This is a genomic window from Anaerotignum faecicola, assembly GCA_024460105.1.
Classification (GTDB): domain Bacteria; phylum Bacillota; class Clostridia; order Lachnospirales; family Anaerotignaceae; genus JANFXS01.
On sequence record JANFXS010000004.1, the window covers coordinates 81,715 to 107,830 of the forward strand.

Genomic DNA, 26,116 nt, shown 5'->3' on the forward strand with positions numbered 1-26,116 from the left:
TCGGAGAGCGGCTTTGCAGAACATACAAATTCCCCGGTTTAACACTATACTGTTAAAAGCATAAGCCGCCATACAAACAGAAAATATCAGCGTCCAAACAGCCTTACAAGCTGATCCACAGTAAACGAAAGGTTATCTTCCGCCCTTTCCTTTTCCATAGCTTCTTCAAGCGTCATAGGGCCGTTTGAAATGCTGAAAACAGCGTCTATTCCGAATCCGTTACATTCGGCGCTGTCAATGGACGCGCTTCCCGCAACGGCTATGGTTTTCAACCCGTATTTTTTAGCCCGCTTTGCCGCTCCTATGGGAGCCTTTCCCATAGCGGTTTGAAAATCTATCCGTCCTTCCCCTGTTATCAGGCAGTCGGCTCCGTCGAGCTCACGGTCTATATTTATAAGATCCAGTATAAGCTCTATGCCTTTTGAAAGCCTGCCGTTTAGATACGACGCGAACGCAAAACCCAGGCCGCCCGCCGCTCCCGAACCGGGAAGATAAGAAAAATCCTTTCCTAAGGCTTTTTTTGTTAAATCGGCAAAATGCGCCAAATTACTGTCAAGAAGCTCAACAGTCCGCGAGTCCGCGCCCTTTTGCGGGCCGTAAACGGCCGACGCGCCTTCCGGGCCGCACAGAGGATTTGTAACGTCGCACGCTATATTGAAAGTACATTCCTTAACAACAGGATTAATCCCCGATACGTCTATACTTTCAATATCGCCCAAAGCGCCGCCGCCGAAGGGTATTTCTTTCCCGTTTTTATCGGCAAATCTGGCTCCGAGGGCCTGAAGCATTCCGCACCCGCCGTCGTTTGTCGCGCTCCCGCCTATGCCTATTATAAAACTGCGGCATCCCTTTTCGGCGGCGGCAAGTATCGTTTCGCCCACTCCGTAGGAAGTAGCCCTCAGCGGATCAAGTTCATCTTCTTTAACAAGGGTAATTCCCGCGGCGGACGCCATTTCCATAACGCATGTCGCGCCGCCGTCAACAACAAGGAAACGGCTTTCCACAGCGCCGCCCAGAGGTCCCGTTACGGATGTTGTGCAAATTTCGCCGTCCATGCCTTCGGCAAGCGTTTCCACAGTGCCTTCTCCGCCGTCGGCAATGGGCATTACCGTTACTTCCGCATCGGGAAACGCCCTTAATATCCCCCTTTTCGCGGCGTTCCCAGCCTGCATTGAAGTGAGGCTCCCCTTATATGAATCTATCGCACATACAAATTTCATGTTTTTCCCCCTTTATATTTACTTACATAAAAAGCGGTTTTTTATTTTAAACGCCAAAATCGCTTAGATTTAAAAAGGCGCGCGCGTCTCTCATAAGGAAAATTTTTTGCACTTCGGCGGTTCAATGCCTGCCGAGGGGTCCCTCTGTGCCTGCGCGTATGCATCTTAAACGGCAAAAAATTCTTTCCTTGCTATGACGGATGGTTTTTAACCGGCAATAACGGCGTAATAGCAAAGCAAATACGAACAGGCTCGGCGGACTCTTATCCATACTGCTTTAATGCGGCTTTCGAACCTCTTTCAGCCGCTTAAAACCGCGCATGCCTTTGTTGATTGCATAACCCGCATAAATTAACATAGTCTTAGGCCGCCAAATCAGTACCATTTTAACCGACGTATTCCCTGCGAACTTGTGCGGGCACGATCCGCCGAAAATCCCGCTGTTATGTCCATATATGCCGCCTGACGGCAAAAAACGCCATGATTTACCGAATATACGCCGACGCGAACCGTCCTTAAACTTTTACGTATTATACCCGTTATAATACCACTTTGCGCCGCGATGTTCAATTCCCTTGACAAAGAAAACATGCCAATCTACTATATAAATATAAGGAGAGTAAAAAATATGTATACAATAAGCATAAGCCATAAAACGTCGCCCCTTGAAATACGCCGCGCCTTTGCTTTTACGGCGCTGGAAAGGGAAAACTTTATAAAATCCGCATTGGACGGCGGATATGCCGACGGGTGCGTGCTTTTAAGCACATGCAACCGTTTAGAAATATATTTTACAGGCGGCGTTTCGGTTCGCGGCATGGAAGAGCTTCTGTGCCGTTTCAAAAACGCTGATATAAACGGCGCAATAAAATATTTCAATATTTTCAGCGGGGATCAGGCGGTGCGCCACCTTTTCAAAGTTGCCTGCGGCATAGACAGTATGGTTATGGGCGAAGATGAAATACTCGGACAGGTTAAAGACGCTTTTGCGGCTTCTCTTGAAATATCCGCAACTTCCTACGCTTTAAACACTGTATTCAGAAACGCCGTTGCGGCGGCAAAAAAAATCAAAACATGCACAGGCATATCAAAAACGCCCGTTTCGATAGGCACCCTGACGGCAAACGCCGTTTTCGGCATTAATAAGCCTGTGAAAAACGTACTTATAATAGGCATAAGCGGAAAAATGGGCACAATAGCCGCCAAAAACCTGCTTTCAAAGGAAAATATAAATATTGTGGGCACAATACGCCGACATAACGCAAGCCTTCCCGAAACTTATTTCAAAAGGCTCAAATACGTCGATTACGACAGCCGTTTTTTGTATATGGACAATTCAGACGTGATAATAAGCGCGACGTCAAGCCCGCACTATACCGTAACGGCCGACGAATATTTAAAAAATACGTCGGCGGGAAAGACGCGTCTTTTAATCGATCTTGCCGTGCCCAACGACATAGATCCCTCGCTTGCCGAAGCTGAAGGAGTCACGCTTTACAATATAGACTATTTTGAAACCCTTTCAAAAGGGAACAATATATTAAAGCGGCGGGAAGCCGAAACGGCGGAAGAAATGCTTGAAACGCTTGCCGACGAAACCATAAAAGAACTGGCGTTTCACGAATTTCTGCCGCAGATTCCCAAAATCAAAGAATATATAAACAAAACAAAAATCGAAAATATATTCTATAAAATGAGGAAGGAATTGACTGCCGAGGAAATGCGCGCCGTTATACGCGCCTTTGAAAAAATTACGAAAGGGTGATATTATGGCATATTTCCCGTTTTTTATAGATATAGCCGATAAACCGTGCGTTATATTCGGCGGCGGTAACGTGGCGATGCGCAAGGTTTTGAAACTTATCGGTTTCGGCTGCCGTATAACGGTGGTGGCCCCCGATGTGTGCGGCGGCATACGCTCTGCCGAAGGCGTAAATATTATAACCGACGAATTTAAAACCGAATATGCCGAAGGGGCTTTTATGGTTATAGCGGCCACGGACGATCCCGCCGTAAATACGGCCGTGTCGCATTTTTGCCGTAAAAAGGGCATACTTGTAAATGTTGTCGACGTAAAGGAGGAATGTTCCTTCCTCTTCCCGGCCCTTTTTAACGACGGCCCCATTACGGCGGGTATTTCAACATCTGGAGAAAGCCCCCAGACGGCTAAGGCGGTGCGCCGGATAATCGAAAAAAGCGTACCCGCCTATATGGGAGATATCGCCGAAACCCTCGGCGGCCTACGCGAAGAAATAAAAAGCGGCATACCGTGCCAAAAAACACGTGAAAAAGTTTTTGCCGCCCTTTTCGACGCAATGGACAAAAACGGCGGCAAGATAAGCGGCGAAGAAATTAAAAATATAATAAGGCAGGTTGGAAAATGAAGATACGCATTGGCACAAGGACAAGCGCACTGGCTTTAAAACAAACCGAAATAGTAATAGATGAAATTAAAAAAAGATTCCCGTCGGCCGAATGTGAAATTGTGGGCATATCGACAAAAGGCGATAAGATACTTGACAAACCCGTGCTTGAATTCGGCGGCAAAGGCGTTTTTGTGGAAGAAATAGAAAACGCGCTCAAAAGCGGCGAAATAGATATAGCCGTACACAGCGGAAAAGATCTGCCGGCGGAAATCGGGGAAGGCCTCGGTATTATCGCTACGCCGCAAAGGGGCGAACCGGGCGACGCGCTTATCGCTCTTAAAGGTACAAAAAACATTTCGAAAATAGGCACGGGAAGCCTAAGGCGGATCTCCCTCGGACGCCGAATGTTTCCGAATGCGGAGTTTATACCAATACGCGGAAATATACAGACGCGGCTTAAAAAACTCGAAACGGGAGAGGTTGACGCCGTTATACTGGCATGCGCGGGCATTTCCCGCATGGGCATAGACGGCGGAAAATACAGTATCGAAAAACTTGACGTTTCGCGTTTTGTACCGGCGGCGGCGCAGGGGATAATCGCCGTAGAAGGCAGGACCGAAGGCGTTGTTTATGAAACCGTTTCCGCCATAAGCCACTATGAAACAAACGTATGCTTTAATACGGAAAGGGAAATTTTAAGGCTTCTTGGGGCGGACTGCCATGCGGCGGCAGGCGTGCATGCCGTTACCGAAGGGGAAAACATAACCGTAAACGCCTTTTACGGCGAAAGCGGCGTAATCACCGTAAGCGGCAAGGCCGAAAATATCCGCGGCCTGGCGGAAAAAACCGTTTTGCGCATCAAAAACGCACTTGGAGGAAAAAGCGTTGAAAAAACAGGCGTTACGAAAAAAGTATATATAACCGGGGCGGGATGCGGCGACAGCTCGCTTATAACAGCCCGCGCTTTAGAGCTTATCGGGGAATGCGACGCTTTAATATACGACAGCCTTCTCGACGAAAACCTCCTTAACATGACAAAGGAAGGCTGTCGCATTATATTCGCCGGCAAACGCGCCGGCAGTCGCCACATGAAACAGGAAGAAATAAACTCCCTTATAATAAGCGAAGCCGAAAAGGGCGGCTCCGTAGTGCGCCTTAAAGGCGGCGATCCGTTTATATTCGGCCGTGGCGGCGAAGAAGCCGAAGCGCTTTTGAAAGCTGGCATACCTTTTGAAGTTGTGCCGGGCGTTTCAAGCTCGTCGGCCGCGGCGCTTTTTGCGGGGATACCCGTTACCCACAGGGGTATAAGCAGAAGCTTTACCGTTGTGACAGGGCATACCCTTGACAATTCCGACGGCGAAGATTTCAAAACCCTTGCGGAGCTTAACGGCACGCTCATATTCCTGATGGGGCTTAAAAATTTAAGCCGTATATCCGAAAAGCTGATTGAAAACGGCAAAAACCCGCGGACTCCCGCCGCCGTAATAAGCGGGGCGTACACCCCTCATGCATCGGTTATACGCGGCGAGCTTTGCTCCATAGCCGAAAAAGCGGATAAAGCCGCATTAAAGCCGCCCGCCGTAATAGTTGTGGGAGAAGTCTGCCGTTTCGATTTTTCACAGCGCCGCTATCCCCCTTTAAGCGGAGTTACGGTAGCCGTTACGGGAACGCCGTCTTTTGCTTCAAAGCTTTCCGAAAAGCTAAAAAAATCCGGGGCGTATGTATTCAACGCATGCCGCATAGAAATTGAAGCGTTTAAAAACAACGCTCCCTTTGACAACGCCCTTAACAATATATGTTCCTATTCCTGCATTGCATTTACATCGCCGAACGGCGTAAATGTGTTTTTTAACCGTTTTTTTGAGCTTGGTTTTGACATACGCGCCCTCGGCGGCGTTAAATTTGCGGCTATAGGAAGCGGAACGGCCGAACGTTTAAGGGAATACGGCATAAACGCGGATTTGATCCCCGCGGAATATACTTCGGAAAGCCTCGGCGTCCTACTTGCCGAAAAATTCGGAGAAAACGAAAAAATACTTATACCGAGGGCGGAAGGCGGAAGCCGCAGCCTGATAAAACCGCTTAAAAATTATGATGAAATAATAGTATATTCCCTTAAAGCAGTTAAAACGGACTTTAACCGAAAAACCGATTTTGTGGTATTTGCAAGCCAAAGCGGCGTTAAATCATATTTTGAAAACGGCGGCGTCATAGAAAAAGGGGTTAAGGCCGTCGCTATAGGCCCCGTTACGGCAAAAGCTTTGGAAAATATGGGCGTGCATGGCTTTTTGACTGCCGACAGATACACGGCGGACGGCGTTGCGGAAAAAATAATTTCAGAGGTGAGAAAATGAAAAGATTCAGACGTTTAAGGTCTACCGGGCAAATGCGCGACCTTTTAAGCGAAACAACCCTTTCCCCAAAGGATTTTATATATCCTATATTTATTGAAGAAGGCGAAAACATAAAAACGCCGGTACAATCCATGCCGGGAATATTCAGGTATTCCTTGGATATGCTGCCGCCGCTTCTTGAGGAAATAGGAGAAAGCGGCATAAGCGGCGCGCTTGTTTTCGGCATACCGAAACACAAGGACGAAGCCGCAAGCGAAGCGTATAACCCGAAAGGCATAGCTCAGGAGGCAGTAAGGCTTATTAAAAAAAGCCTGCCGGATTTGATAACAATAGCCGACGTATGTTTATGCGAATATACAAGCCACGGCCATTGCGGAATGGTGTGCGGCCATGAAGTTTTAAACGACGAGACTTTGCCGCTCCTTTCAAAAATGGCGGTAAGCCTTGCTCAGGCAGGAGCCGACGTTATAGCCCCGTCGGATATGATGGACGGCAGGGTATCGGCAATACGCGCCGCCCTTGACGAAAACGGATTTAAAAACATACCGATTATGAGTTACAGCGCAAAATACGCCTCGGCTTATTACGGGCCGTTCCGCGACGCGGCCGACTCGGCGCCTTCCTTCGGTGACAGGAAAACATATCAGATGGATTTCAGAAACGGCGGCGAGGCCATAAGGGAAATAGCCGACGACATAGAGGAAGGGTGCGACATTATAATGGTTAAGCCCGCCCTTGCGTATCTTGACATTATACGGCGCGCCCATGAGGAATTTAATATGCCGCTTGCGGCCTACAACGTAAGCGGGGAATATTCCATGGTTAAAGCGGCGGCTTTAAACGGCTGGATAGACGAAAGACGCATTGTAACTGAAAACCTTACGGCCATAAAACGTGCGGGGGCAAAAATTATAATAACATACCATGCCCTTGACATGGCAAGGTGGCTTAAAGAAGGGAATTTATAAGGATATTTCAAAAAAATATATAATTTTATTATAGCTTCGCTTTACAGGGACACACATGTCCCACATGTAAAATTTTCCGAATTCCGGCGTTGCATACGTTTGCCATATGATTCCGCTGTGTCGGCGCACATGCGCCTTTAACTTCAAAAAATTTTTTCCTTGTGGGGCCAAAGAGTTTTAAGCGGCGGCAGCGGCGTAAGAGCAAGGCAAAGGCAAAGCGGACGCCGCGAACCCTGCGGCAATCGGCTTTAACACGGCTATTGAGCCGCTTCCGCCGCTTAAAACCGTATGTTCCCTTTAAACCGAAGCTATAAACCGTTAACTGCTAACCGAAACTGCCGTTTCGTTATGCTGAAAATTATAATATATAAATTTTTTAATATTTTGCGGAGGGGAAAAATGGAACGCACTAAAAGCGCATACTTATTTGAAAAAAGCAAAAGATTGATACCCGGAGGCGTCAACAGCCCTGTACGGGCGTTTAACGCCGTCGGCGGAAGCCCGCTTTTTATAAAACGCGGATCAGGAAGCCATATATACGACGAGGACGGCAATATGTTTATAGACTATGTTCTAAGCTGGGGACCGCTTATACTCGGCCATGCGTACCCTCCCGTCATAGAAGAGGTTGCAAAGGCGTGCGCCGACGGCCTGACTTTCGGCGCGCCTACTTCAAAAGAGCTTGAAATAGCCGAAATAATAAATTCCCTTATGCCTTCAATGGAAATGACGCGCCTTGTAAACAGCGGCACCGAGGCCGTTATGAGCGCCGTAAGGGCGGCAAGGGGGTATACGGGACGCGATATAGCGGTTAAATTCCGCGGCTGCTATCATGGTCACAGCGACGGCCTTCTTGTAAAAAGCGGTTCGGGGCTGATGTCAAACGCCGTGCCGGACAGCGCCGGAGTTCCGGAAGGATATACAAAAACCACGCTTATAGCCGAATACAACAGCTTTGAATCCGTTGAAAGCATATTTAAAACATACGGCAAAAACATAGCGTGCGTTATAGTCGAGCCTGTTGCGGCAAACATGGGCGTTATCCCTCCTAAGGAAGGCTTCCTTAAATTCCTAAGGGAAATTACGGCCGAACACGGTTCGATTTTGATATTCGACGAAGTTATAACCGGGTTCCGCCTTTCAAAGGGAGGGGCGCAGGAACTTTACGGCGTTAAGCCCGATATTACCACATTGGGTAAAATAGTCGGCGGCGGCATGCCTATCGGGGCTTACGGCGGAAAACGCGAAATTATGGAATGTGTTTCGCCTGTCGGAAAGGTTTATCAGGCCGGAACTCTTGCAGGCAACCCCGTCGCCGTTGCGGCCGGCATAAAAACCCTTTCCGTACTTGCCGAGAACAGCGGCGTTTACGAAAAAATCAACGCGGCGGCCGAAAAGCTCGAAAAAGCGTTTATCGAAACGGGCCTTGATATATGCGTCAACAGGGTCGGATCGCTTTTATCCGTATTTTTCACAAATGAGAAAGTAACCGATTATAAAACGGCCATGACTTCCGACACTGTAAAATTTTCAAAATATTTCGGCTACATGCTTGAAAACGGCATATACGCCGCGCCTTCGCAGTTTGAAGCCATGTTCCTGTCCGCCGCCCACAGCGACGAGGATATAGAAAGAACCGTAGAAGTCATAAAGGGTATCGTGAATTTAAAATTATAATCATAGGACAAGTTATTTTAATGCCTGAATATAACCGGATTATGTTTAATTTAAGTTTTACTGAGTTGATTTTAACCGTTATTCTGAATTAAAATTCTAACGGATAAGTTTACGACAAGCATTTGGGAAAAAAACAAAAGTTTAATTATAACCGTCCGCTTAAATGTCAAACAACATAAAAGCTCTTAACAGAATTTTTTTGCTGTCGGGCGTTCCGGATAACCGGCTTAACTATCTGATTTCCATTTGGAAAAGTTCCGCGAACGGGTTGAATCACATTTAGCGCCATTCCTGACTTAAATGCAGGACATTCCGCATTGAATATAAAAAGTTTATAACACGGATACAAAAAGCTTGAAAAATCATGTCAGGTTTAAAAGCGTTAAAAAGCATACGGAAACGGCCCTATAAATACGTTAAATAATTTTAACGCCTTATAGGGCCGCTTCTTACTTTTTAAACTGTATATAGTTTAAGTTTACAGGAACACATGTTGTTTTAACCGGATTTAGCGGGCAATAGCTGTGATAAAGCCGGTTGCCGCATGAATCGCTGTGACGGCGCGCCTTTGCTTTGCCCTTACGCCGCTGACACCCTTTAAAACTATCCTACATCATAAAGCAAAAATTTTTGCCAAGGCATTACGCGACGGCATAGCGGTTCCTGCGGCAAGCGTATTCGTCACAGGAAATTTTTCTACTTGCAGCGTGAGCCTGTGTAAGCAAAGATATTCCGTTAAAAATTTAATCGTTCAAAACTTTCTGTCCAAATGTTTTAAGCAATACGAGGACACAATGCCTATTCCGAAACCCGTTATAACGCCGCTGACTATAAGGACGGGGGCAAGGTATATGACTACAGCCCTGCCGAGTATAACCCACGCCGCGCCAATCTGGCCTATATTGTGGAATACCCCGCCCAGAACGCTGACTCCGACTATTGAAAATTTATCAGTTTTTTTCGCAACCGCCATAACCGCAAAACTCAAAATAGCCCCCGCCGTACTGTACCATAAGCCCAGCATCCCCCTGAAAAGGAGCGCTGAAACAAATACCCTGACTATAGATATGCCGAACGCGCCTTTTGCGCCCATTACATAAAGGGCAAGAAGCACGATTACATTAGAAAGGCCGAGCTTTATACCTGGTACAGCCATAGGTATCGGAACAAGCATTTCGACATATCCCATAAGTATCGCCAAGGCGGCAAATATTCCGTAATACGCTATTTTCCTACTCAAAATTAAGCCGCTCCTCTTCTTTACTGTGCGACGGCGTCAACGCTCGACTGCTCCCCGCCCTCGATTTCGATTACCATTTTATGCGGAAGGCACACAATGCTTTCGTTAACGCTGTTTATATCTTTATGGTTGACGCATATTTTGTCGCGGCAGTCGGAATCCGAAACTCCAACCATGCCGTTTTCTATTGTCACAACATTATAGCCGTTTTCCGTTTCAACGGTATATGTTATATCATCTTTAAGCGGAAGGCGCACAATCGGCTCGCGGTCGACATATATAACGGCTGAACCGCCCTCCCCTCCGGGCTTGAGCACGCCGCCGAAATATAATACCGCCGCCGCCCCTACGGCAATAACCGCCGCCGCTATATCCATTTTTTTCAATAAAACCATTCCTTAAAAATAATATTTCCGCCGTGGAAAACACGGCGGATTATAACGGCAATCACCTTAATTATATTAAAAATCACAATTCGGCTTCAACATAAGATTAAAACCATATTTTCCAGCGGCTTATTTTTATTATTTTAATACGCTGAAATAAAGGCATGTCTCCGTACAGCTCTGAAACCTTTTGACGCGGTTCAAACAAAAACTATACGGCGTGCACAGGCTGTTTACAATATAAAGTCCGTCAGTATACGGCACAAAAACAGCCGCCGCGTCGCTTTAAAAATTTTTATTAGCATTTTTAAAGAAACAAATTATTTTGTTATCCTTTCAAGCCCGCCCATATACGGCCTTAAAACCTCCGGTATAATAATGGAACCGTCGGCCTGCTGGAAATTTTCAAGTACGGCGGCAGTCGTCCTGCCTACGGCAAGGCCGCTTCCGTTAAGAGTGTGTACATAACGCGCTTTGTCCTTCATATTGTCCTTAAATTTTATATTTGCGCGCCTTGCCTGGAAATCTTCAAAGTTGGAGCAGCTTGAAATCTCGACATACCTGTTGTAGCTTGGCATCCACACTTCTATGTCGTAAGTCATAGCAGAGCTGAAACCGAGATCGCCGCCGCAAAGCCTTACAACCCTATACGGTATATTAAGGGCTTTTAATATATCCTCGGCGTCGTTTGTAAGCGTTTCAAGCTCTTCATAAGAATTTTCGGGCCTTGCAAATTTAACCATTTCCACCTTATTAAACTGATGCTGACGGATAAGGCCCCTTGTGTCGCGGCCGGCGCTTCCGGCTTCGGCCCTGAAACATGCTGTGTATGCGGTGTGTTTAATAGGCAGTTCGCTTCCGTCAAGTATCATATCGGCATACATATTCGTTACAGGAACTTCCGCCGTAGGCACAAGGAAATAGTCCGTGCCCGCAACTTTAAAAGCGTCCTCTTCAAATTTCGGAAGCTGCCCTGTGCCGGTCATTGATTTCCTGTTAACCATAAAAGGCGGAAAAACTTCCGTATATCCGTGTTTTGTGGTGTGCATATCAAGCATAAAGTTCATCAACGCGCGTTCAAGCCTTGCCGCCGCGCCTTTATACACCGTAAAACGCGTTCCCGTTATTTTTGCGGCAGTGGCCGGGTCAAGGAAACCATAGTCCTCGCCTATCTCCCAATGCGGCTTAGGTTCAAAATCAAACTTTGTAGGCTCGCCGAATTTTCTTATTTCTTCATTTTCGCTGTCGTCTTTTCCCGCCGGAACAAGCTTATACGGCGTGTTTGGTATAGTGTACATAAAATCAGTAACTTCCGCGTCAACAGCGTTTACTTCCGCATCAAGTTCCTTTATCCTGTCTGAAAGCTCTTTCATTTCAGCCATAAGACCGCTTATGTCCGCGCCTTCTTTTTTAAGTTTCGGTATTTCTTTTGAATCCGCGTTCTGTTTCATTTTAAGTTCTTCAACGCGGCCTATAAGTTCCCTTCTTTTTTTATCAAGGTCGATAAATTTTTCAAGATGGTAATCTTTATTCCTTTTATCAAGGGCCGCCTTAACAGTATCAAAATCTGTTCTTAAAAGTTTAACGTCTAACATGATTTTCCTCCTAGAGCTTTAAAAGCTTATCTATTATTTTTCCTTTTTGGAAATATTTAATTCATAACGGCAGGATTTTTAATAAATTATATCCGGATTTTACACAGCCGATATACGGCGGAAAAATTTTTAGTTACACTGAAAGAAAATTTAAACAAATTTTTTAAATGTATGTATACCATATTTATTTTGAGGATATAATAATTTCATACAAATGCGGCGGTTAAAGCGAAGTGCCTGCCGTTTTTGTATCCCGGAAATCACTCCCCCCGATTTCCGGATTACATATTGAAGCCATTGCGGCGGCAAGTATATCGTCGACAGACATCTGGCCTTCCATAACTTCATCGGATTCGTCGCTTTCTTCGCTGCTGCGGTTTGCACGGCTGTAAACATGTTTCCTATATGTTTGAAGTTCTTCAATCTCTTCATGGCGCGTCTTTGACGAATGGCCGCTTACCAATGCGGCTTCAAGCGCCTGTTTTTCCTCCACCGAAAGCACATACTCGCTTACGCCGAATTCTATCGGTTTGGCATATGTAAAACTTCCCGTGCGGCTATGTATGCCGTTTAAAACCACGCCGTTATTTTCATTGTCAAGTATAGCAACGGCATAGCAAAGGTTGCCGCCGACTTCATCAAACGGATTATATCGTATAACGCCGACTTTTTGGATACATTTTTCCATGTTTTTATCCATATCCTTTATTATGTCGCACATCAAACCGTATTTTTCTTCAAGCTTCTCGTTTGTTTCATGTATTTGCGAAAGCTGTGATTCCAAATTATGTTCCGGCCTTCTCCTGCTTCCGGTGAAAACTTCATACCTCTTTTTTAGCCTTTTTATGTCAATAACAGTGGCTATGCATATAATCATAAGCGCTATAACCATGATTATGAGCGCCGCGACAATAATGAGCAGGCTGCCGTTAAAAGCGTCTGTAATTCCGCCCATGTTTAAAACACACCCAATCTATATTAATTAACGGCTTATGCTGTTTATAAGCGTCACAAGCCTGTCCAAATCTTCGTCAGAATAAAACTCAATCTCTATCTTTCCTTTGTTCTGTTTGTTTTTAAGCTTAACGTTAGTACCGAATATCGTTTTCAAATCATTTTCTATTTTTCCAAATGAGCTTGTTGTAAATTTTGAACGGCTTTCTTGTTTGACTTCGCTTTTTTCCGTATGGGAAAGATAGAGTTTAACTATTTCCTCAATGCGCCTTACGCTGAGTTCTTCTTCAACGACCCGTTCTGCAAGCTCCAGCTGAACTTCGCTGTCCTCCACAGGTATAAGGGCCCTTGCGTGGCCCGCCGATATTTTTCCGTCAATTAAGAGATCCCGTACCTTTTCGCACAGGGTTAAAAGCCTCATTGAGTTGGCTACCGCCGAACGGCTCTTGCCGACTTTTTTTGAAATTTCTTCCTGGCTTAAATTAAATTCTTCGCTCAGGCGTTTATAGCCGTTCGCCTCTTCTATTACGTTTAAATCCTCCCGCTGGAGGTTTTCTATCAAAGCTATTTCAAAAACGGTTTGGTCGTCATAATCCTTTATAACCGACGGTATTTTTGTTATGCCGGCTATTTTCGACGCTCTCCATCGCCGTTCGCCCGCTACAAGCTCGTAATAGTCGTCCTTTCTTTTAAGGATTACAGGCTGTATCACTCCACATTCTTTTATGGAATCGGCAAGCGCAATAAGCGCCTCTTCATCGAAATGTTTTCTCGGCTGGCTTCTGTTAGGTTCGATTTTATTTATATCTATATCCACAACATTGCCGCTTACAGCGCCGAGGCTGTCAACTTCCGAATTAATAAGGGCGTTAAGCCCGCGGCCTTTAGAGCCGAGCGCACTTTTCTTAACAGCCAATTCATTTCCACTCCTTTTCCATAACTTCTTCAGCCAAAAGCCTGTAGCTTTCCGCTCCTTTTGATTTATCCGCATACATTGTTATGGGAAGCCCATGGCTTGGAGCTTCGCCCAAACGTATGTTGCGCGGTATAATGGTCCTGTATACTTCCGGCCCCAAACTTCTTTTAACCTCTTCCACAACCTCAAGAGAAAGGTTCGTTCTGGAATCATACATTGTAAAAACCACGCCTTCGAGCTCCAAATGCGGATTAAGACGCTGTTTGACAAGCCCTATCGTATGAAGCAGCTGTTCCAAACCTTCAAGGGCGAAATATTCGCACTGTATCGGCACAAGCACCGTATCCGCTGCCGAAAGCGCGTTAACGGTTATTATGTTAAGGCTGGGCGGGCAGTCTATTATAATATAGTCATAATTGTTTTTAATTTTTTCAAGTTCGTTTCTTAGTATAAATTCCCTTTTTTCGTTGCCTATAAGTTCTATTTCAGCACCCGCAAGTTCCATATTGGAAGGAAGCACCCAAAGATTTTCAGCGCATGACGGCGTTATTATATCCTCTATTCCTATTTCGCCGAGAAACATATTATATACGGTGGCTTCCAAGCTGTTTTTTTCAAGGCCGAGGCCGCTTGTACTGTTTCCCTGAGGATCGGCGTCTATTATAAGGACTTTTTTCCCGTTTTCGGCCAGACAGGCTGAAAGGTTGATTGCGGTTGTGGTTTTCCCTACGCCGCCTTTTTGATTTGTTACTGCTATAACCCTTACTTTGCCCAATTTTACCGCTCCTTTATCTAACCGCCTTTTGCGCATATAGGTTTATTTTACCACATATTCCCCAAAAATCAATGCCGTTGGGGTATTTTATGAATTATTTAATATATACGCCTGTTTCATGCGTTTAAAATGTTTCATGTGAAACATTAACAATTTGCTAAGCAAAGATACAATTTAAAATATATTTTAAATTACGTATAATATATATCATAATTTGGAAAGTATCTATAGTGTATTTATATAAATTATAAAGTTTTTTGTTATCTATTAATAAATTATATTTATAAAAACTGTCATAAATGTTGTATTTAATTTATTAAAGTATCACAATTAACAAATTTTAATGTTTCACTGAAACATTATTTATGAATAATAAATATACCATTTTTATATTAAATGTTATTTAAATATTTTTCAAAATATCATGTAAACTATAATTGTATATTTATTATTGAAGGTATAAAATGAAAAAACTATATGCGATACTGTTTTTACAGGCCGCAATTTTCATGTTCTGCGCTAATCCGGAATTTTGGCCGACCCTCAAAGTGGTACGTCCATTGAATTTAGCTTCAGTTTACCATGGTGTACACGCCACACAATAAAAAGGCCAGCAGGCGCAGCAGATTCCTACGGCAAGCGGATTTAACACGGCTATTGCGCCGCTAAAGCCCGTTAAAACCGTGAGTGGACTTGTAAACTGAAGCAATAAATCAATAAACAAACATAAACGCGCTTTCAAAATCCAGCCGTTCTTTTAATTATTTCAAAAAAATATCGGAATTTTCTTTATTTTCAAGGAAAATCCCGTTTAACCGCCGCAATCCTAACCCCGTCCGCATATCTTGCAAACTTTTCCGAACATACCGTAACATGGCTTCCGGATTCTTCCGCATATGCAAACAGAGTCGGCTGTTATGGTATATTAGCCTAAAAATAATAATTAATTGTAAATAAATTAGTAAAAATTATATTAACGGATTTTTTTAAAATACTTTATGGCGATAAAAAACATATATTTTTTTCAAATGCACAACAAATCTTGTGCAACTTGCAATTGAACTCACTTTAGTTCTGTATTAAAGTAATGTAAAGATCTTTAAGGCAAGCGTACATAAAAATTATTTAAACAGTTTCATCGGCCGGAAACAGTTTAACGATTTAAGCCTGTTTTAACAACGTCCATGAGAGGAGTAATAATTATATGGCAAAATTTTTTAATTCCAAATCCGTCTCCGACAGCAAAAACAAACGCGAAAAAGTTAAGAGGGCGCCCACTTTTGCTGAATCGCTGCTGGCCCTTATTATACTTATCGGGCTTATCGCCGTCGGCTTTATAGGCTATGGCTTACCAATCAACCCGATACTTATGCTGGCGTCGTTTATATTTGTTTTTATGGCTTTCAGGTGCGGATGGAAATGGGAACAGCTGCAAAACGCTATCGTTGAGAAGTTCAAGTCCGTTACCGTAATAATACTTATGAATTTTCTTGTCGGCGGGACAATAGCCGCATGTATATACTGCGGTACGATACCGTATTTAATTTACCTTATATTTAAAATTATAAATCCAAACCAGATATATTTATGGTCGTTTATATCATGCTGTATCTTTTCGTTAGTAACCGGCACAAGCTGGACAACGGCCGGAACAATAGGCCTTGCAATGTTCGGCGCCGGCCTTGGAATGGGAGCCGATCCGGCGCTGCTTGTAGCGGCCATAGTCAGCGGGGCTATTTTCGGAGATAAACTTTCGCCTATCAGCGAAACTACGATACTTGCGCCTTTATGCGCCGGGACAACCGTTTATGAACATATCTACTCAATGCTTTACACAACGGCGCCGACAGCTGTAATCTGTGCCGTATTCTTCTTTATATGCGGCAGGAGCATGCCGGGCGGCGCGGAGCTTCCCGAAGTGGCCGTTACTGTAAGCAGGGAATTGTCAAGCATGTTCAAGTTTGGCCCTATTGTGCTTATACCTTTTATACTTATATTTTTAGGTTCGATTTTAAAGTGGGGAAATATGCCGTCTCTCTGCATAGCCACTTTTGCCGCCGTGTTTGTCGCAATTTTTTACCAGAAGGCGGATATTGCCGACGTATTGAACGCCGCTACAAACGGAATGAAGGTTTCATACCTCGGTTTTGAAGATGCGTCCGTATTGTCAAGCTCTACCCTTTCTATTGTACAAAGGGGCGGCATGACCAGTATGGCGGGCACTAACATTACGGTTTGCTGCGGTTTCGTACTTGCCGCTATCATGAGCGCGGCAGGGTTCCTTCAAACGGCTTTCTCGCCTGTCCTCAATTTCTGCCGCGGCAGGAGGGTAAGGCTTATTACGTCGACATTGGCGACGGATTTTGTTATAATGAGCTGCGCCGGTTCGTCATACCCCGCGCACATTATAGTATCCGAGATTTACAAAAGGGAATACTTTGAACAGGGCCTTGACCCTAAAGTCCTTTCGCGTACCCTTGAGGACGTAGGAACCATGACGACGCCGCTTGTTCCATGGTCGGCTTCCGGCGCTTACTATATAGGCCTTTTCGGCGTGGCGGCTTACGGAGTGGGCGGATACTGCAAATATGCCCTTAACTGCTGGCTTAACCCAATAGCGGCCATAATACTTGCCGTTACCGGAATAGGAATGTTTAAGATGAGCCAGGAAAAGAGAAAAATGATGCTCGACAAGCTTGACGAAGAAGCGCGGAACGAAGGGGAAGTTGAAGAAGTTATCGACCTTGAGGAAGGCTCCGCAAAAAACAGCGGCAATATTAAACTTAACAAGGGCGTTACGGAATAGGAAATGTTGGATAAAATATAAGCGTATAACTTTTTGCCGGAAAAATAGGATAATAAGTTTATGCTTTAAGCTAAAAGAGGATAGCGTAACTTTCCGTTTATAAAAAATAAAATATGAGCATGCGGTACGGCGGTACGGCGTTTATCCTCCGCACGATTAAGCCGGCTGTCCAAAAACAAAATTTTCCGGAGTCGGCCGCCGCCCGACATACAACCGGGCTTTGGCGTTGCTTAAGAAACCCGAACCAAAAAAGCCGTTTCCATTAAAATTTTTGGAAACGGCCTTTTCCGTCTTTGAATATTTTATTTCCTGATCACGCATTTACAGGGCATATAATTTGCATCTTACGCATATAGCCGTTATATAACCGCGCATCACGTCAAGCGGCGGCACACGGATCAAATATGCAGTCAATCCCGTTTGTCTTTTTTTCGCCCGGGGCAGTCTGAAATGCCGCAGCCGGAACATCCCGAACAGCCGCCGCCCGCATTTTTTTTCATTTTGCGTATCGAAATCAAAACTATGATTAAAACTATTCCCAACAAAATAAAGTCCAATATATTAAGCCCGCCCATTACAATCCTCCTGTCAAAGGCCGTATTCCTGCCGTTACTCTGTAAAAACGCCGCGAAGATATATGCCGGCCGAAAGTTTCCAAATGCGCCTTCGCGCCGCCATAGTTTCCGCCGCTTATCGGCAGAACGGTATGGAACAGATTATCGGCAGGAGAATGCGGCGCACATCTTACGTCCCGGCTTATACGGCTAAAATATCAAAAGCCCGACATTATATACTATAAAAGCCATTACCCATGCAACGGCCAACTGGTAAAAAACAACAACCAACGCCGACAAGCCGCTACCCATCTCGCGCCGCACGGCGCTTATAGCCGCAACGCACGGAGTATACAGAAGCGTAAACGTTAAAAACGAAACTGCTTCCAACGGCGTAAACATCTGCCCGAGAACTTGCGGAAGACTGTTTATACTGCTGCCTGTAAGAACCGCCATTGTGCTTACTACGGCCTCTTTAGCCGAAAATCCGGTTATAAGCGCCGTAACGCTGCGCCAGTCGCTGAAACCGAGCGGCTTGAACACCGGCGAAAGCAAAACGCCGATTTGCGCAAGCATGCTGTCCCCGCTTTCCGTTACGATATTAAAGCGGGTATCAAACGTCTGCAAAAACCATATTAATATTGTAGCTATAAATATGATTGTAAAAGCCCTGGTTAAGAAATCCTTCGCCTTATCCCACATAAGCATAACAACGCTTTTAAGCCCCGGAAGCCTGTAGTTTGGAAGCTCCATAACAAAAGGCACCGGATTCCCGCGGAAAACGGCCGTTTTCAGAAACAGGCCGCTTAGTATCCCCGTAAATATGCCAAGCACATAAAGGCAGATCATTATAAGAGGCTTATTATTCGGAAAAAACGCGGCCGTAAACATTGCATATATCGGAAGTTTTGCACTGCAGCTCATAAACGGCGTTAAAAGTATCGTCATTTTACGATCCCTCTCGCTTGCCAATGTCCTCGTAGCCATAATAGCGGGCACGGAACAGCCGAAACCTATTATCATGGGCACAAAGCTCCTTCCCGAAAGGCCTATTTTCCTTAAAAGCTTATCCATCACAAACGCAACCCTTGCCATATACCCGCTGTCCTCCAGCATTGACAGGAAGAAAAAGAGCGTAACTATTATGGGAAGGAAGCTTAAAACGCTTCCAACCCCTGCAAATACGCCGTCAATTATAAGGGAATGTACGACGGGGTTTATGCCGTAAGCCGTAAGGGCGCTGTCGGCGGCCGCCGTAGCCGCGTCTATCCCCACGGAAAGCAGATCGCTTAAAAAAGCCCCTATAACGCCGAACGTAAGGTAAAACATAAGAAGCATTATGCCTAAAAATATAGGTATGGCCAGATACTTATTTGTCAGCACGCTGTCTATTTTGAGGCTCCTTAAATGCGCCTTGCTCTCGCCTTTTTTAACAACCGTTTTCGAGCATACGTCCTCTATAAAAGTATAGCGCATATCGGCCAAAGCCGCTTCCCTGTCGGTATTAAGCTCCTCTTCCATTTCATGCACGTTGTGCTCAATCATATCTTTTTCATTTTCGGTAAGGTTTAAAAGTTCCGTCATAGGCGCGTCGCCCTCTATTACCTTTGTGGCGGCAAAACGCGGCGGCACATGCGCCCGTTCGGCATGATCTTCTATTAAGTGGGATATGCCGTGTATCGTCCTATGTACAGCCCCGGAACAGAAGTCCTTTTTCTGGGGCTTTGTCCTTAAAGCCGCCGTTGACATGACAGTTTCGATAAGCTCCCCAACGCCTTCATTGCGCACGGCAGATATAGGCACAATCGGTATGCCGAGCAGGGCTTGGAGCTTTATAATATCTATTGAATTGCCGTTCGCCCTTACTTCGTCCATCATGTTAAGAGCCATAACCATAGGTATGTTAAGTTCCATAAGCTGGAGGGAAAGGTAAAGGTTCCTTTCGATGTTTGTGGCGTCCACGATATTTATAATACAATCCGGTTTTTCGTTCAAAAGGAAATCCCTTGTAACAATCTCCTCGCTTGTGTAAGGCGAAAGCGAATATATACCGGGAAGATCCACTACAGACGCGTTTGTGCCGCGGATTACTCCTTCCTTTTTATCAACCGTTACCCCCGGGAAATTGCCGACATGCTGGTTTGAGCCCGTAAGCTGGTTAAAAAGCGTCGTTTTCCCGCTGTTCTGGTTGCCTCCTAAAGCAAAAATCATAGGCCTTCCTCCTCCAATTCTATATTTTTGGCGTCGTCAAGCCTTATTGTCAGTTCATATCCCCGCAGATACAGTTCTATGGGGTCCCCCATTGGGGCAACTTTCCGCACCATTATTTTCGTATGCGGCGTAAGCCCCATATCAAGGAGCCTCCTCCTTAAAGCGCCGCTTCCGTTAACAGCCTTTATTACGGCAGTTTTTCCTATTTTAAGTTTATCAAGAGTCATTTTTTTCTCCCCGCATATGCTTTAAATATTCTCTCCATTCAATTTATTGTAATAATTCATTTTGCATGTGTCAACATAAATTGCACATGAATACCTTTTATTTGCGGGAGCATACAATAATATGGACAATTATCAGAGGCCGCTGTTGCCCGGCCGAAAATTCCAAAAGGGGGCGTATAACAGTAAAAAAACGGAAAACGTCATAAAAAATACGCCCAAATTTCACATATTCTCGAGACATATTTTTAATATATGTTAAACGGCTTCCGTTCTGCCGCCGGCCGGGCAGACATGCGTTAAGAACGGAAGCCGTAAAGGCGGATATTCATAAAACGTCATCGGCCGCCGAACGGAACTATGGCAAACTGCATACACAGAACAAAAAAGACGGGTAAAGAGCGACTGCTTTTTCCCGTCTTTTTTATATTTATGCTTTCGTGTCAAATTTCCTTTGTCCTACAATATTTTCATTTGCGGATTCCGTATTTGCTTCCATGTCCAATGATTTCCTTGCGTCTGTAAACGCTTCATAATATACGGATTTTAAAGCTGAATGTACCCTTGTTTCCGCTTTTGTTTCTTTAGCATGCCATCCAACTCCTTGCGTATATGTAAGCGCTTCCTCGCCTTTATCATTGTAAACATGAACTGCCGAGCCGCCGCCTTCTCCCTGAAATTCAGCTTTATATGGTATTCCGAATAAAATACACAGCCGCTTTTCATCCGCCTCTTGTATCCTTTTCATATTATCAACGCTGTTATAACCCGCAGATTGGCTGAATTTTGCGATTAAAGAGGCTCTGTCGGGCGCAGCCTTGTTAACTTCCGACCGCCTCAAAGCCATAAACTCTTTTCCCATATATATATATTGCTTTTCGCGTCCTTCTTGGATGATTCAACAATTTTCTCTTTTAATGGAACCGTTAATTTCCACTGGTTTTTTCATGGCATTTCGTATAACTTTCGACAGCGCCGCCGGACGCTTTTGCCAAATTAACGTTATTTAATATATCCATTTCCACCGTCTACTATCTGTTCTGGATTCTTTTTTCTTGCCATTATATTTATTTTATCGGCAGAATTTAATAAATATAAATAGGAACAAATATTAGGAATCAGGCAAAAATGTTTCTGATACCGTTTTATAAACGCCAACATAAAGCGGCGTTCTTTTGTTTTTATCATACCTATTCAAATGCGGTTTCGGGAAGCTCCGATTTGTTTAAAAGTTCTTTTAAAACTCCTATTTCGGAATTTGCCGCACCGGCATCCCGTATCTTTGAAAACAGAAGCCCCCATATGGACGTATCCGTATACGTATCCTCATAAAGCATACATCCTGAAAACTCATCTTTATAGTACATTTCTTCAATAAAAGAATCGTAATCCATAATTCCGTCTATAAGGCCGAGTTCAATTGCTTCCTTCGGCGTGTATATCCTTCCGTCAGCAAATTCACGCACCCTGTCGGCGGGTATGCCGCGGCCTTCCGAAACAACCTGCACAAAGTATTCAAAGCTTTCGTCAACGGATTTCTGAAGTATTGCCCTTTGTTCGTCGGTCAGTTCTTCCATGGAACTCATCATCGTTTTATTTCGGCCGCTTGTTATGGAAATTTCCTTAACGCCGAGCTTATCCATAAGTTCTTTAGTGTTGTAGTATGTCATCCTCACTCCTATGGAACCAAGCATCGACATACGGTTTGCATATATCTCGTCGGCCGCCATGGAAATATAAACCGCCCCGGATGCGGCTGTCGGCCCGTAATAGGCATATATAGGCCGTCCGGTTTCTTCTTTATAACGTTTTAAGGCAAGGTACATCTCATCGCTTTCATATGTGCCGCCGCCGCCCGAATCTATATAAAGTATAATGCCCTTATTATAGCTGTCGCTTATGAGATAATCTATCTTATTAAGCATCCAGTCGTGCTGGTATCCCACAGGGGCGCCGTAACCGTTTACATTGCCGCGGGCTATAGTTCCTTCAATCCTGAGTATTTCCACATAATCCGTTGATAAGGTTTCCTCGTATTCATAAGAATTTTCGGAAGAAAACACGGAAACTATGCCGAAAAAGAAAAAACTGTTCAGCGTTATAAACGCCGCAAGTATTGCAAGGCCCCAGAAAAGACAGCCTTTTCGGCCGCTTTTATAATAATTTGTATTATAATTTGTGTTATAGCTTACATTTTTCGGCGGTTGATCCGTATGCGTTGCCCCCGTAAATACATCGTTGGAATTATCGGTACGCCCGTTTATACCGCCGCCGTCCGGCTTTCCCGCCGGCGGAGGTATACGTCTGCCGTTTTCACTGCCGGAGTTAAAAAGTTCTTTTTCGTCCATTTTTTCATCTCCACATATTTTTTCTGCCGAATCGCGCCTTTTTAAAAACGGCGCGCCGCAGTATATAATTTAAAAATCCGCCCGCGGCATTCACTTAAACGCATTATATCATTTAAACGCCGGCGTTTCACTTAAAATTCTCTTAAAATTTCATTATGCGACGGGAATTATGATTTTCGTAACAAAATCGTTTTCATTCGTCACATCTACGGGAGAAATGATATATTCCTCCGAAATAGGGCCGTTTATTTCCATTTTACGGTTGTTAATCCATTTAATCATTTTAATATGAGTGGTTATAAGCGTCGCGTGGCTGCCGCGATGGAAAGCCGTGACGGCCTTATATCCGCCGCCGACTTTATAGTAAGGCGAATTTACAGCGCCGTATACCGGTATACTGATTTCAAGGTCGCATTCCTTATTTACAAACTGCCCTAACGGCTCGTTATGATATGTGCAGAGCACAACTCCTATGGAATTCAGCTTCAATTTTTTAACAATATCAAAAAGTTCAAACCACCGAGGTATGGTAACGCCGGCGTTGTCGTAATTTTTCTGTATTTCTCTTGTGTATATGCAGTTATAGCGCGGTATTTCCTCCACGGAAACGTCGCCGTCGTCAAACTCGATTTTTTTACCGGGCTCGCCGCCCCCGTCGAAACACTGTATAAACGAACTGCCTTTTTCAAGCCTTTCAAGCATAGAATTAAGCTCGCCCTGTATGTTGTTAAGGCTTTCGATCTTATTCCTTATAACCGCCGTCCTTTCCCTTAAATGGCCCGTAACGGTTTTTACATCGCTGCTGTAAACCATAGTCTTAATTTCGTCAAGGGAAAAACCAAAGGATTTTAATTTTTTTATTATAAATAAAGTAAGCGTCTGTTCGCTGCCGTAATAACGGTAATTTGTTTCCCGGCTTCGCATTGACGGCACAAGGAGGCCTATTTCATCGTAATATCTGAGAGTTTTGATAGGCACTTCACACATATCGCTTATTTCGCCTATGGTGTAATATTTGCCGTAATTTTTCAAGGGGCTTCCCTTCTTCCTTAAATATATAAAACGCATTTTTTACAGTATATCAGCTAAGGTTGAATATTAAAAGCTTGTTTTTTCGTTTTCCGCTTTATCGTCGGGCGCAAAATTTGAAAGGCTCCATGCCGTGACGGACCCTATAATTACGACTGCTCCCGCCGCCGCAAACCTTGAAGGCGTTTCCCCAAGGAAAAAGAAACATAAAAACGGGCTTAAAACAGGTTCTATCGCGCCTATAACGGCGCATGAAAACGGGCTTATAACCCTAACGGCGTTCGTATAAAGTATAAATGAAACGCCCTGTTGTATAAACGCAAGGAACAAAATCGCACAAACGGCTCTCGGCGTAATCTCGAAAGGCGTTCCTCCAAGGAAAGCAAGCGACAAGGCGGCGGAAAGAAAATTTCCCATAATTATCGCGCTTAAATTTTCTTCAACCGTGTCGAATCTTCCCGAACCGTAAAACATAACGGCGGTGCAGAACGCCGACAAAAGCGCCGCTAAGTTCCCCTTTACGGACGAAATGTCAAACTGCCCGTAAAAGAAAAGCACAATGCCTGCCGCAACGGCGGCTATAACGGCCACATCCCTCCCTCTCGGCAGCTTTTTGTCGATTATACATCCAGCCAAAAGCACAAATACGGAACTTGCCTGAAGTATCGCCGCGCAGTTCGCTCCGGCGGCAAGCTTATTTGCCGTAATAAATCCTATATATTTAAAACATACAAAAACCGAAACGAAAGCCGCCGTTTTTGTGAACACAAACTTTTTGCGGCGCACAAAATATATGTATCCCAAAAGGAACAGCCCCGCAAGCAGGCCTCTTGCCGCCGCCACATGGAAACTGCCCCAGGGGCACAGCTTTATCATTAAACTTGAAGTGCTCCAGCACAGGCCGCATGCAACCATGCAGATCAGTGCGTTTTTCCGTTTCCCGTTTTCCCCCATAAATACCGCCCTTTCTTACCATGTTGGTATGATTATATCAATTAAGCCGAAAAAATCAATATAAAAACGTGCCGCAATCCAATTATGCCGTTTTTAAATTACGGAAAACTTAAACTTTTTATTATATTTACAAAATTACATAAATATCCTTTACAATGCCGTAAAAAGGGTTTATTATATTTTGTATTAAATGATAATGATTATCGATAAGTTAACGCATATATTATAGTAAATCTGCACCAACGGAATGTTTTTACAATAAATTGATTATTACCTTTGCCCGTATAAAAAAGGTTCGGATTGTGGTAAAATAAAGCTTTAAGAGGTGGCGGAATATGAAAATGATAAGACGCGCGTCGATTGACGATAAAGAAGGATTTAAAAAACTTTGGGATTTAAGTTTTACTGATTCCCAAAATTTCAGGGATTGGTTTTTTGCAAACCGTTTTGTGCCGGACTACTCTATCTGCATTGAAGAGGACGGAGGTATTGTTTCGGAAGCTCAAAGCATACCGTGCCATATTAAAATACGAGGGGCTGTTTTAAACTGCTCCATAATGGTTGGGGCATGCACCCATCCGGATTACAAAAAACGCGGTTATATGAAAGAAATATACACGGGATATATGAATATGGTTAGGGATATGGGAATTGTTTTATGCGCCCACAGCCCGGCGGTACTGCGCACATATTTCAACGTCGGCCATTTTCCGGTAAGCGATACGGCGTTTGTCGAGATTGAAAGGGCCGAAGCGGCAAACAGGCCCGAATTTGACGAATTTGATTTAAAAGGAAGCGTTTCCCCGCTTTTGCCGTGCTACGCAAAAGCCGCCGAAAAGTATTCCGGCATCATCTCCAGAAGCTACATGGATTTCAGGCTTAAAGCCGACGATTATTTAAGCGACGGCGGCAAATGCATTTCCATTTGCGAAAACGGCGCCGTTGCCGGATATGCCGTTTATTACGACACGCCCGACATGCTTTACGGCGAGGAAATAATGGCTTTAACACCCGAAACGGAACAGCGCCTTGTGGATTCCCTTATATATTTGGGAACGGGGAAAAGCGTTAAAATAAAACTCCCGCCCGACACAAAAAGCTTTTCGTCTCTGGGAAAGGTTACCGTCGGCCCACGCAACGTACTGGGCCTTGCAAATGCCGAAAAACTTTTAAAAGCCGTTGGCATGGGCCTTCCGTATGCCGTTGAAATTAAAGATGAAATTGTTGCCGGAAACAACGGCATATTTAATCTTAAAGGAGAAAGAACCGACAGGAAACCGGCCGTATCAATGAGCGCCGGCAACCTTACCCAATGGATTACAGGCTACAGGAGCATAAAGGAGCTTGAGGAAGAAGGCAAAGCCCGCGTATACATAAGGGAAGAAGCGCAGGCGCTTGACGTCCTTTTGCCGAAACAGGTCTGCCATATAGTAGACGAATATTAAAATCCGCGGTAAAATTCAGCCGTTTTCGGCAAATCCCGTGAATTTGCGGAGTAAACGCGCCGTTAAACCGAAGTTTTCGGATTCGGTTTTCGGT

Annotated in this window: 21 protein-coding genes; 7 read left to right on the top strand and 14 right to left on the bottom strand. The window is 44.5% G+C overall.

All coding sequences use genetic code 11. From position 1 onward, the window contains the following. Window positions 1-86 precede the first annotated feature (86 nt). A complete protein-coding gene (locus tag NE664_07565) occupies window positions 87-1,220 on the bottom strand; it encodes a glycerate kinase (GenBank protein ID MCQ4726512.1) in 1,134 nt (377 codons plus the stop codon). 628 nt (window positions 1,221-1,848) lie between these two features. Between NE664_07565 and hemA the strand changes: the two genes are divergently transcribed. The 5 genes from hemA to hemL all read left to right on the top strand — a co-directional run bounded on the left by hemA (window position 1,849) and on the right by hemL (window position 8,585). Then, a complete protein-coding gene (gene hemA / locus NE664_07570; GenBank protein MCQ4726513.1) occupies window positions 1,849-2,985 on the top strand; it encodes a glutamyl-tRNA reductase in 1,137 nt (378 codons plus the stop codon). A 4-nt stretch (window positions 2,986-2,989) separates the two neighbouring features. Next, window positions 2,990-3,604, top strand: a complete 615-nt coding sequence (locus tag NE664_07575; protein MCQ4726514.1) for a bifunctional precorrin-2 dehydrogenase/sirohydrochlorin ferrochelatase — start codon at window positions 2,990-2,992, stop codon at window positions 3,602-3,604. Continuing rightward, entirely contained in the window at window positions 3,601-5,940 is a 2,340-nt protein-coding gene (gene cobA, locus NE664_07580) for a uroporphyrinogen-III C-methyltransferase (protein MCQ4726515.1), read from the top strand. Before NE664_07575 ends, cobA begins: the two co-directional genes overlap by 4 nt. Then, window positions 5,937-6,908: a porphobilinogen synthase gene (gene hemB, locus NE664_07585; protein ID MCQ4726516.1), complete on the top strand. Its 972-nt coding sequence runs from the start codon at window positions 5,937-5,939 to the stop codon at window positions 6,906-6,908. The genes cobA and hemB overlap by 4 nt, the downstream gene beginning before the upstream one ends. 399 nt (window positions 6,909-7,307) lie before the next feature. After that, on the top strand, window positions 7,308-8,585 hold the full coding sequence (gene hemL / locus NE664_07590; GenBank protein ID MCQ4726517.1) for a glutamate-1-semialdehyde 2,1-aminomutase: 1,278 nt from the start codon (window positions 7,308-7,310) through the stop codon (window positions 8,583-8,585). Between the two features lie 751 nt (window positions 8,586-9,336). Here the strand turns inward: hemL and NE664_07595 are convergent. The 6 genes from NE664_07595 to NE664_07620 form a co-directional block, all read right to left on the bottom strand. Further along, window positions 9,337-9,825, bottom strand: coding sequence for a Gx transporter family protein (locus NE664_07595; protein MCQ4726518.1), 489 nt, complete (start codon window positions 9,823-9,825; stop codon window positions 9,337-9,339). 20 nt (window positions 9,826-9,845) lie between these two features. Next, window positions 9,846-10,202 carry a NusG domain II-containing protein gene (locus tag NE664_07600; GenBank protein ID MCQ4726519.1) on the bottom strand — a complete coding sequence of 119 codons (357 nt, stop codon included), beginning with the start codon at window positions 10,200-10,202 and terminating at the stop codon, window positions 9,846-9,848. A 329-nt stretch (window positions 10,203-10,531) separates the two neighbouring features. Continuing rightward, a complete protein-coding gene (gene serS / locus NE664_07605; GenBank protein MCQ4726520.1) occupies window positions 10,532-11,806 on the bottom strand; it encodes a serine--tRNA ligase in 1,275 nt (424 codons plus the stop codon). Between the two features lie 223 nt (window positions 11,807-12,029). Next, on the bottom strand, window positions 12,030-12,761 hold the full coding sequence (locus tag NE664_07610; GenBank protein MCQ4726521.1) for a DUF4446 family protein: 732 nt from the start codon (window positions 12,759-12,761) through the stop codon (window positions 12,030-12,032). Between the two features lie 27 nt (window positions 12,762-12,788). Next, the gene (locus NE664_07615) at window positions 12,789-13,676 is read right to left on the bottom strand and encodes a ParB/RepB/Spo0J family partition protein (protein MCQ4726522.1); all 888 of its coding nucleotides are present in this window, start codon (window positions 13,674-13,676) and stop codon (window positions 12,789-12,791) included. A 1-nt stretch (window position 13,677) separates the two neighbouring features. Further along, complete coding sequence (locus tag NE664_07620; GenBank protein ID MCQ4726523.1) at window positions 13,678-14,451, bottom strand: AAA family ATPase; 774 nt, start codon at window positions 14,449-14,451, stop codon at window positions 13,678-13,680. Between the two features lie 1,204 nt (window positions 14,452-15,655). On the opposite strand from NE664_07620, the gene NE664_07625 reads away from it, so the two are divergent. Beyond that, entirely contained in the window at window positions 15,656-17,257 is a 1,602-nt protein-coding gene (locus NE664_07625; GenBank protein ID MCQ4726524.1) for a hypothetical protein, read from the top strand. Between the two features lie 410 nt (window positions 17,258-17,667). Here NE664_07625 and NE664_07630 read toward each other — a convergent pair whose 3' ends face one another. From NE664_07630 to NE664_07660, 7 genes are all read right to left on the bottom strand, one after another. Further along, on the bottom strand, window positions 17,668-17,832 hold the full coding sequence (locus NE664_07630) for a FeoB-associated Cys-rich membrane protein (GenBank protein MCQ4726525.1): 165 nt from the start codon (window positions 17,830-17,832) through the stop codon (window positions 17,668-17,670). Between the two features lie 189 nt (window positions 17,833-18,021). Beyond that, window positions 18,022-20,022 (bottom strand): ferrous iron transport protein B, encoded by a 2,001-nt coding sequence (feoB, locus tag NE664_07635; protein MCQ4726526.1) that lies wholly within the window; start codon window positions 20,020-20,022, stop codon window positions 18,022-18,024. Continuing rightward, window positions 20,019-20,249, bottom strand: coding sequence for a ferrous iron transport protein A (locus NE664_07640; GenBank protein MCQ4726527.1), 231 nt, complete (start codon window positions 20,247-20,249; stop codon window positions 20,019-20,021). The genes feoB and NE664_07640 overlap by 4 nt, the downstream gene beginning before the upstream one ends. Before the next feature lie 427 nt (window positions 20,250-20,676). Continuing rightward, window positions 20,677-21,108 (bottom strand): hypothetical protein, encoded by a 432-nt coding sequence (locus tag NE664_07645; protein ID MCQ4726528.1) that lies wholly within the window; start codon window positions 21,106-21,108, stop codon window positions 20,677-20,679. Window positions 21,109-21,436: 328 nt separating this feature from the next. After that, the gene (sppA, locus tag NE664_07650) at window positions 21,437-22,594 is read right to left on the bottom strand and encodes a signal peptide peptidase SppA (protein MCQ4726529.1); all 1,158 of its coding nucleotides are present in this window, start codon (window positions 22,592-22,594) and stop codon (window positions 21,437-21,439) included. A 153-nt stretch (window positions 22,595-22,747) separates the two neighbouring features. After that, a complete protein-coding gene (locus tag NE664_07655; GenBank protein MCQ4726530.1) occupies window positions 22,748-23,626 on the bottom strand; it encodes a MerR family transcriptional regulator in 879 nt (292 codons plus the stop codon). A gap of 66 nt (window positions 23,627-23,692) precedes the next feature. Further along, on the bottom strand, window positions 23,693-24,577 hold the full coding sequence (locus NE664_07660) for a DMT family transporter (GenBank protein ID MCQ4726531.1): 885 nt from the start codon (window positions 24,575-24,577) through the stop codon (window positions 23,693-23,695). 335 nt (window positions 24,578-24,912) lie between these two features. Here NE664_07660 and NE664_07665 point away from each other — a divergent pair, with 335 nt between their 5' ends. Next, the gene (locus tag NE664_07665; GenBank protein MCQ4726532.1) at window positions 24,913-26,022 is read left to right on the top strand and encodes a GNAT family N-acetyltransferase; all 1,110 of its coding nucleotides are present in this window, start codon (window positions 24,913-24,915) and stop codon (window positions 26,020-26,022) included. Window positions 26,023-26,116: the final 94 nt, after the last annotated feature.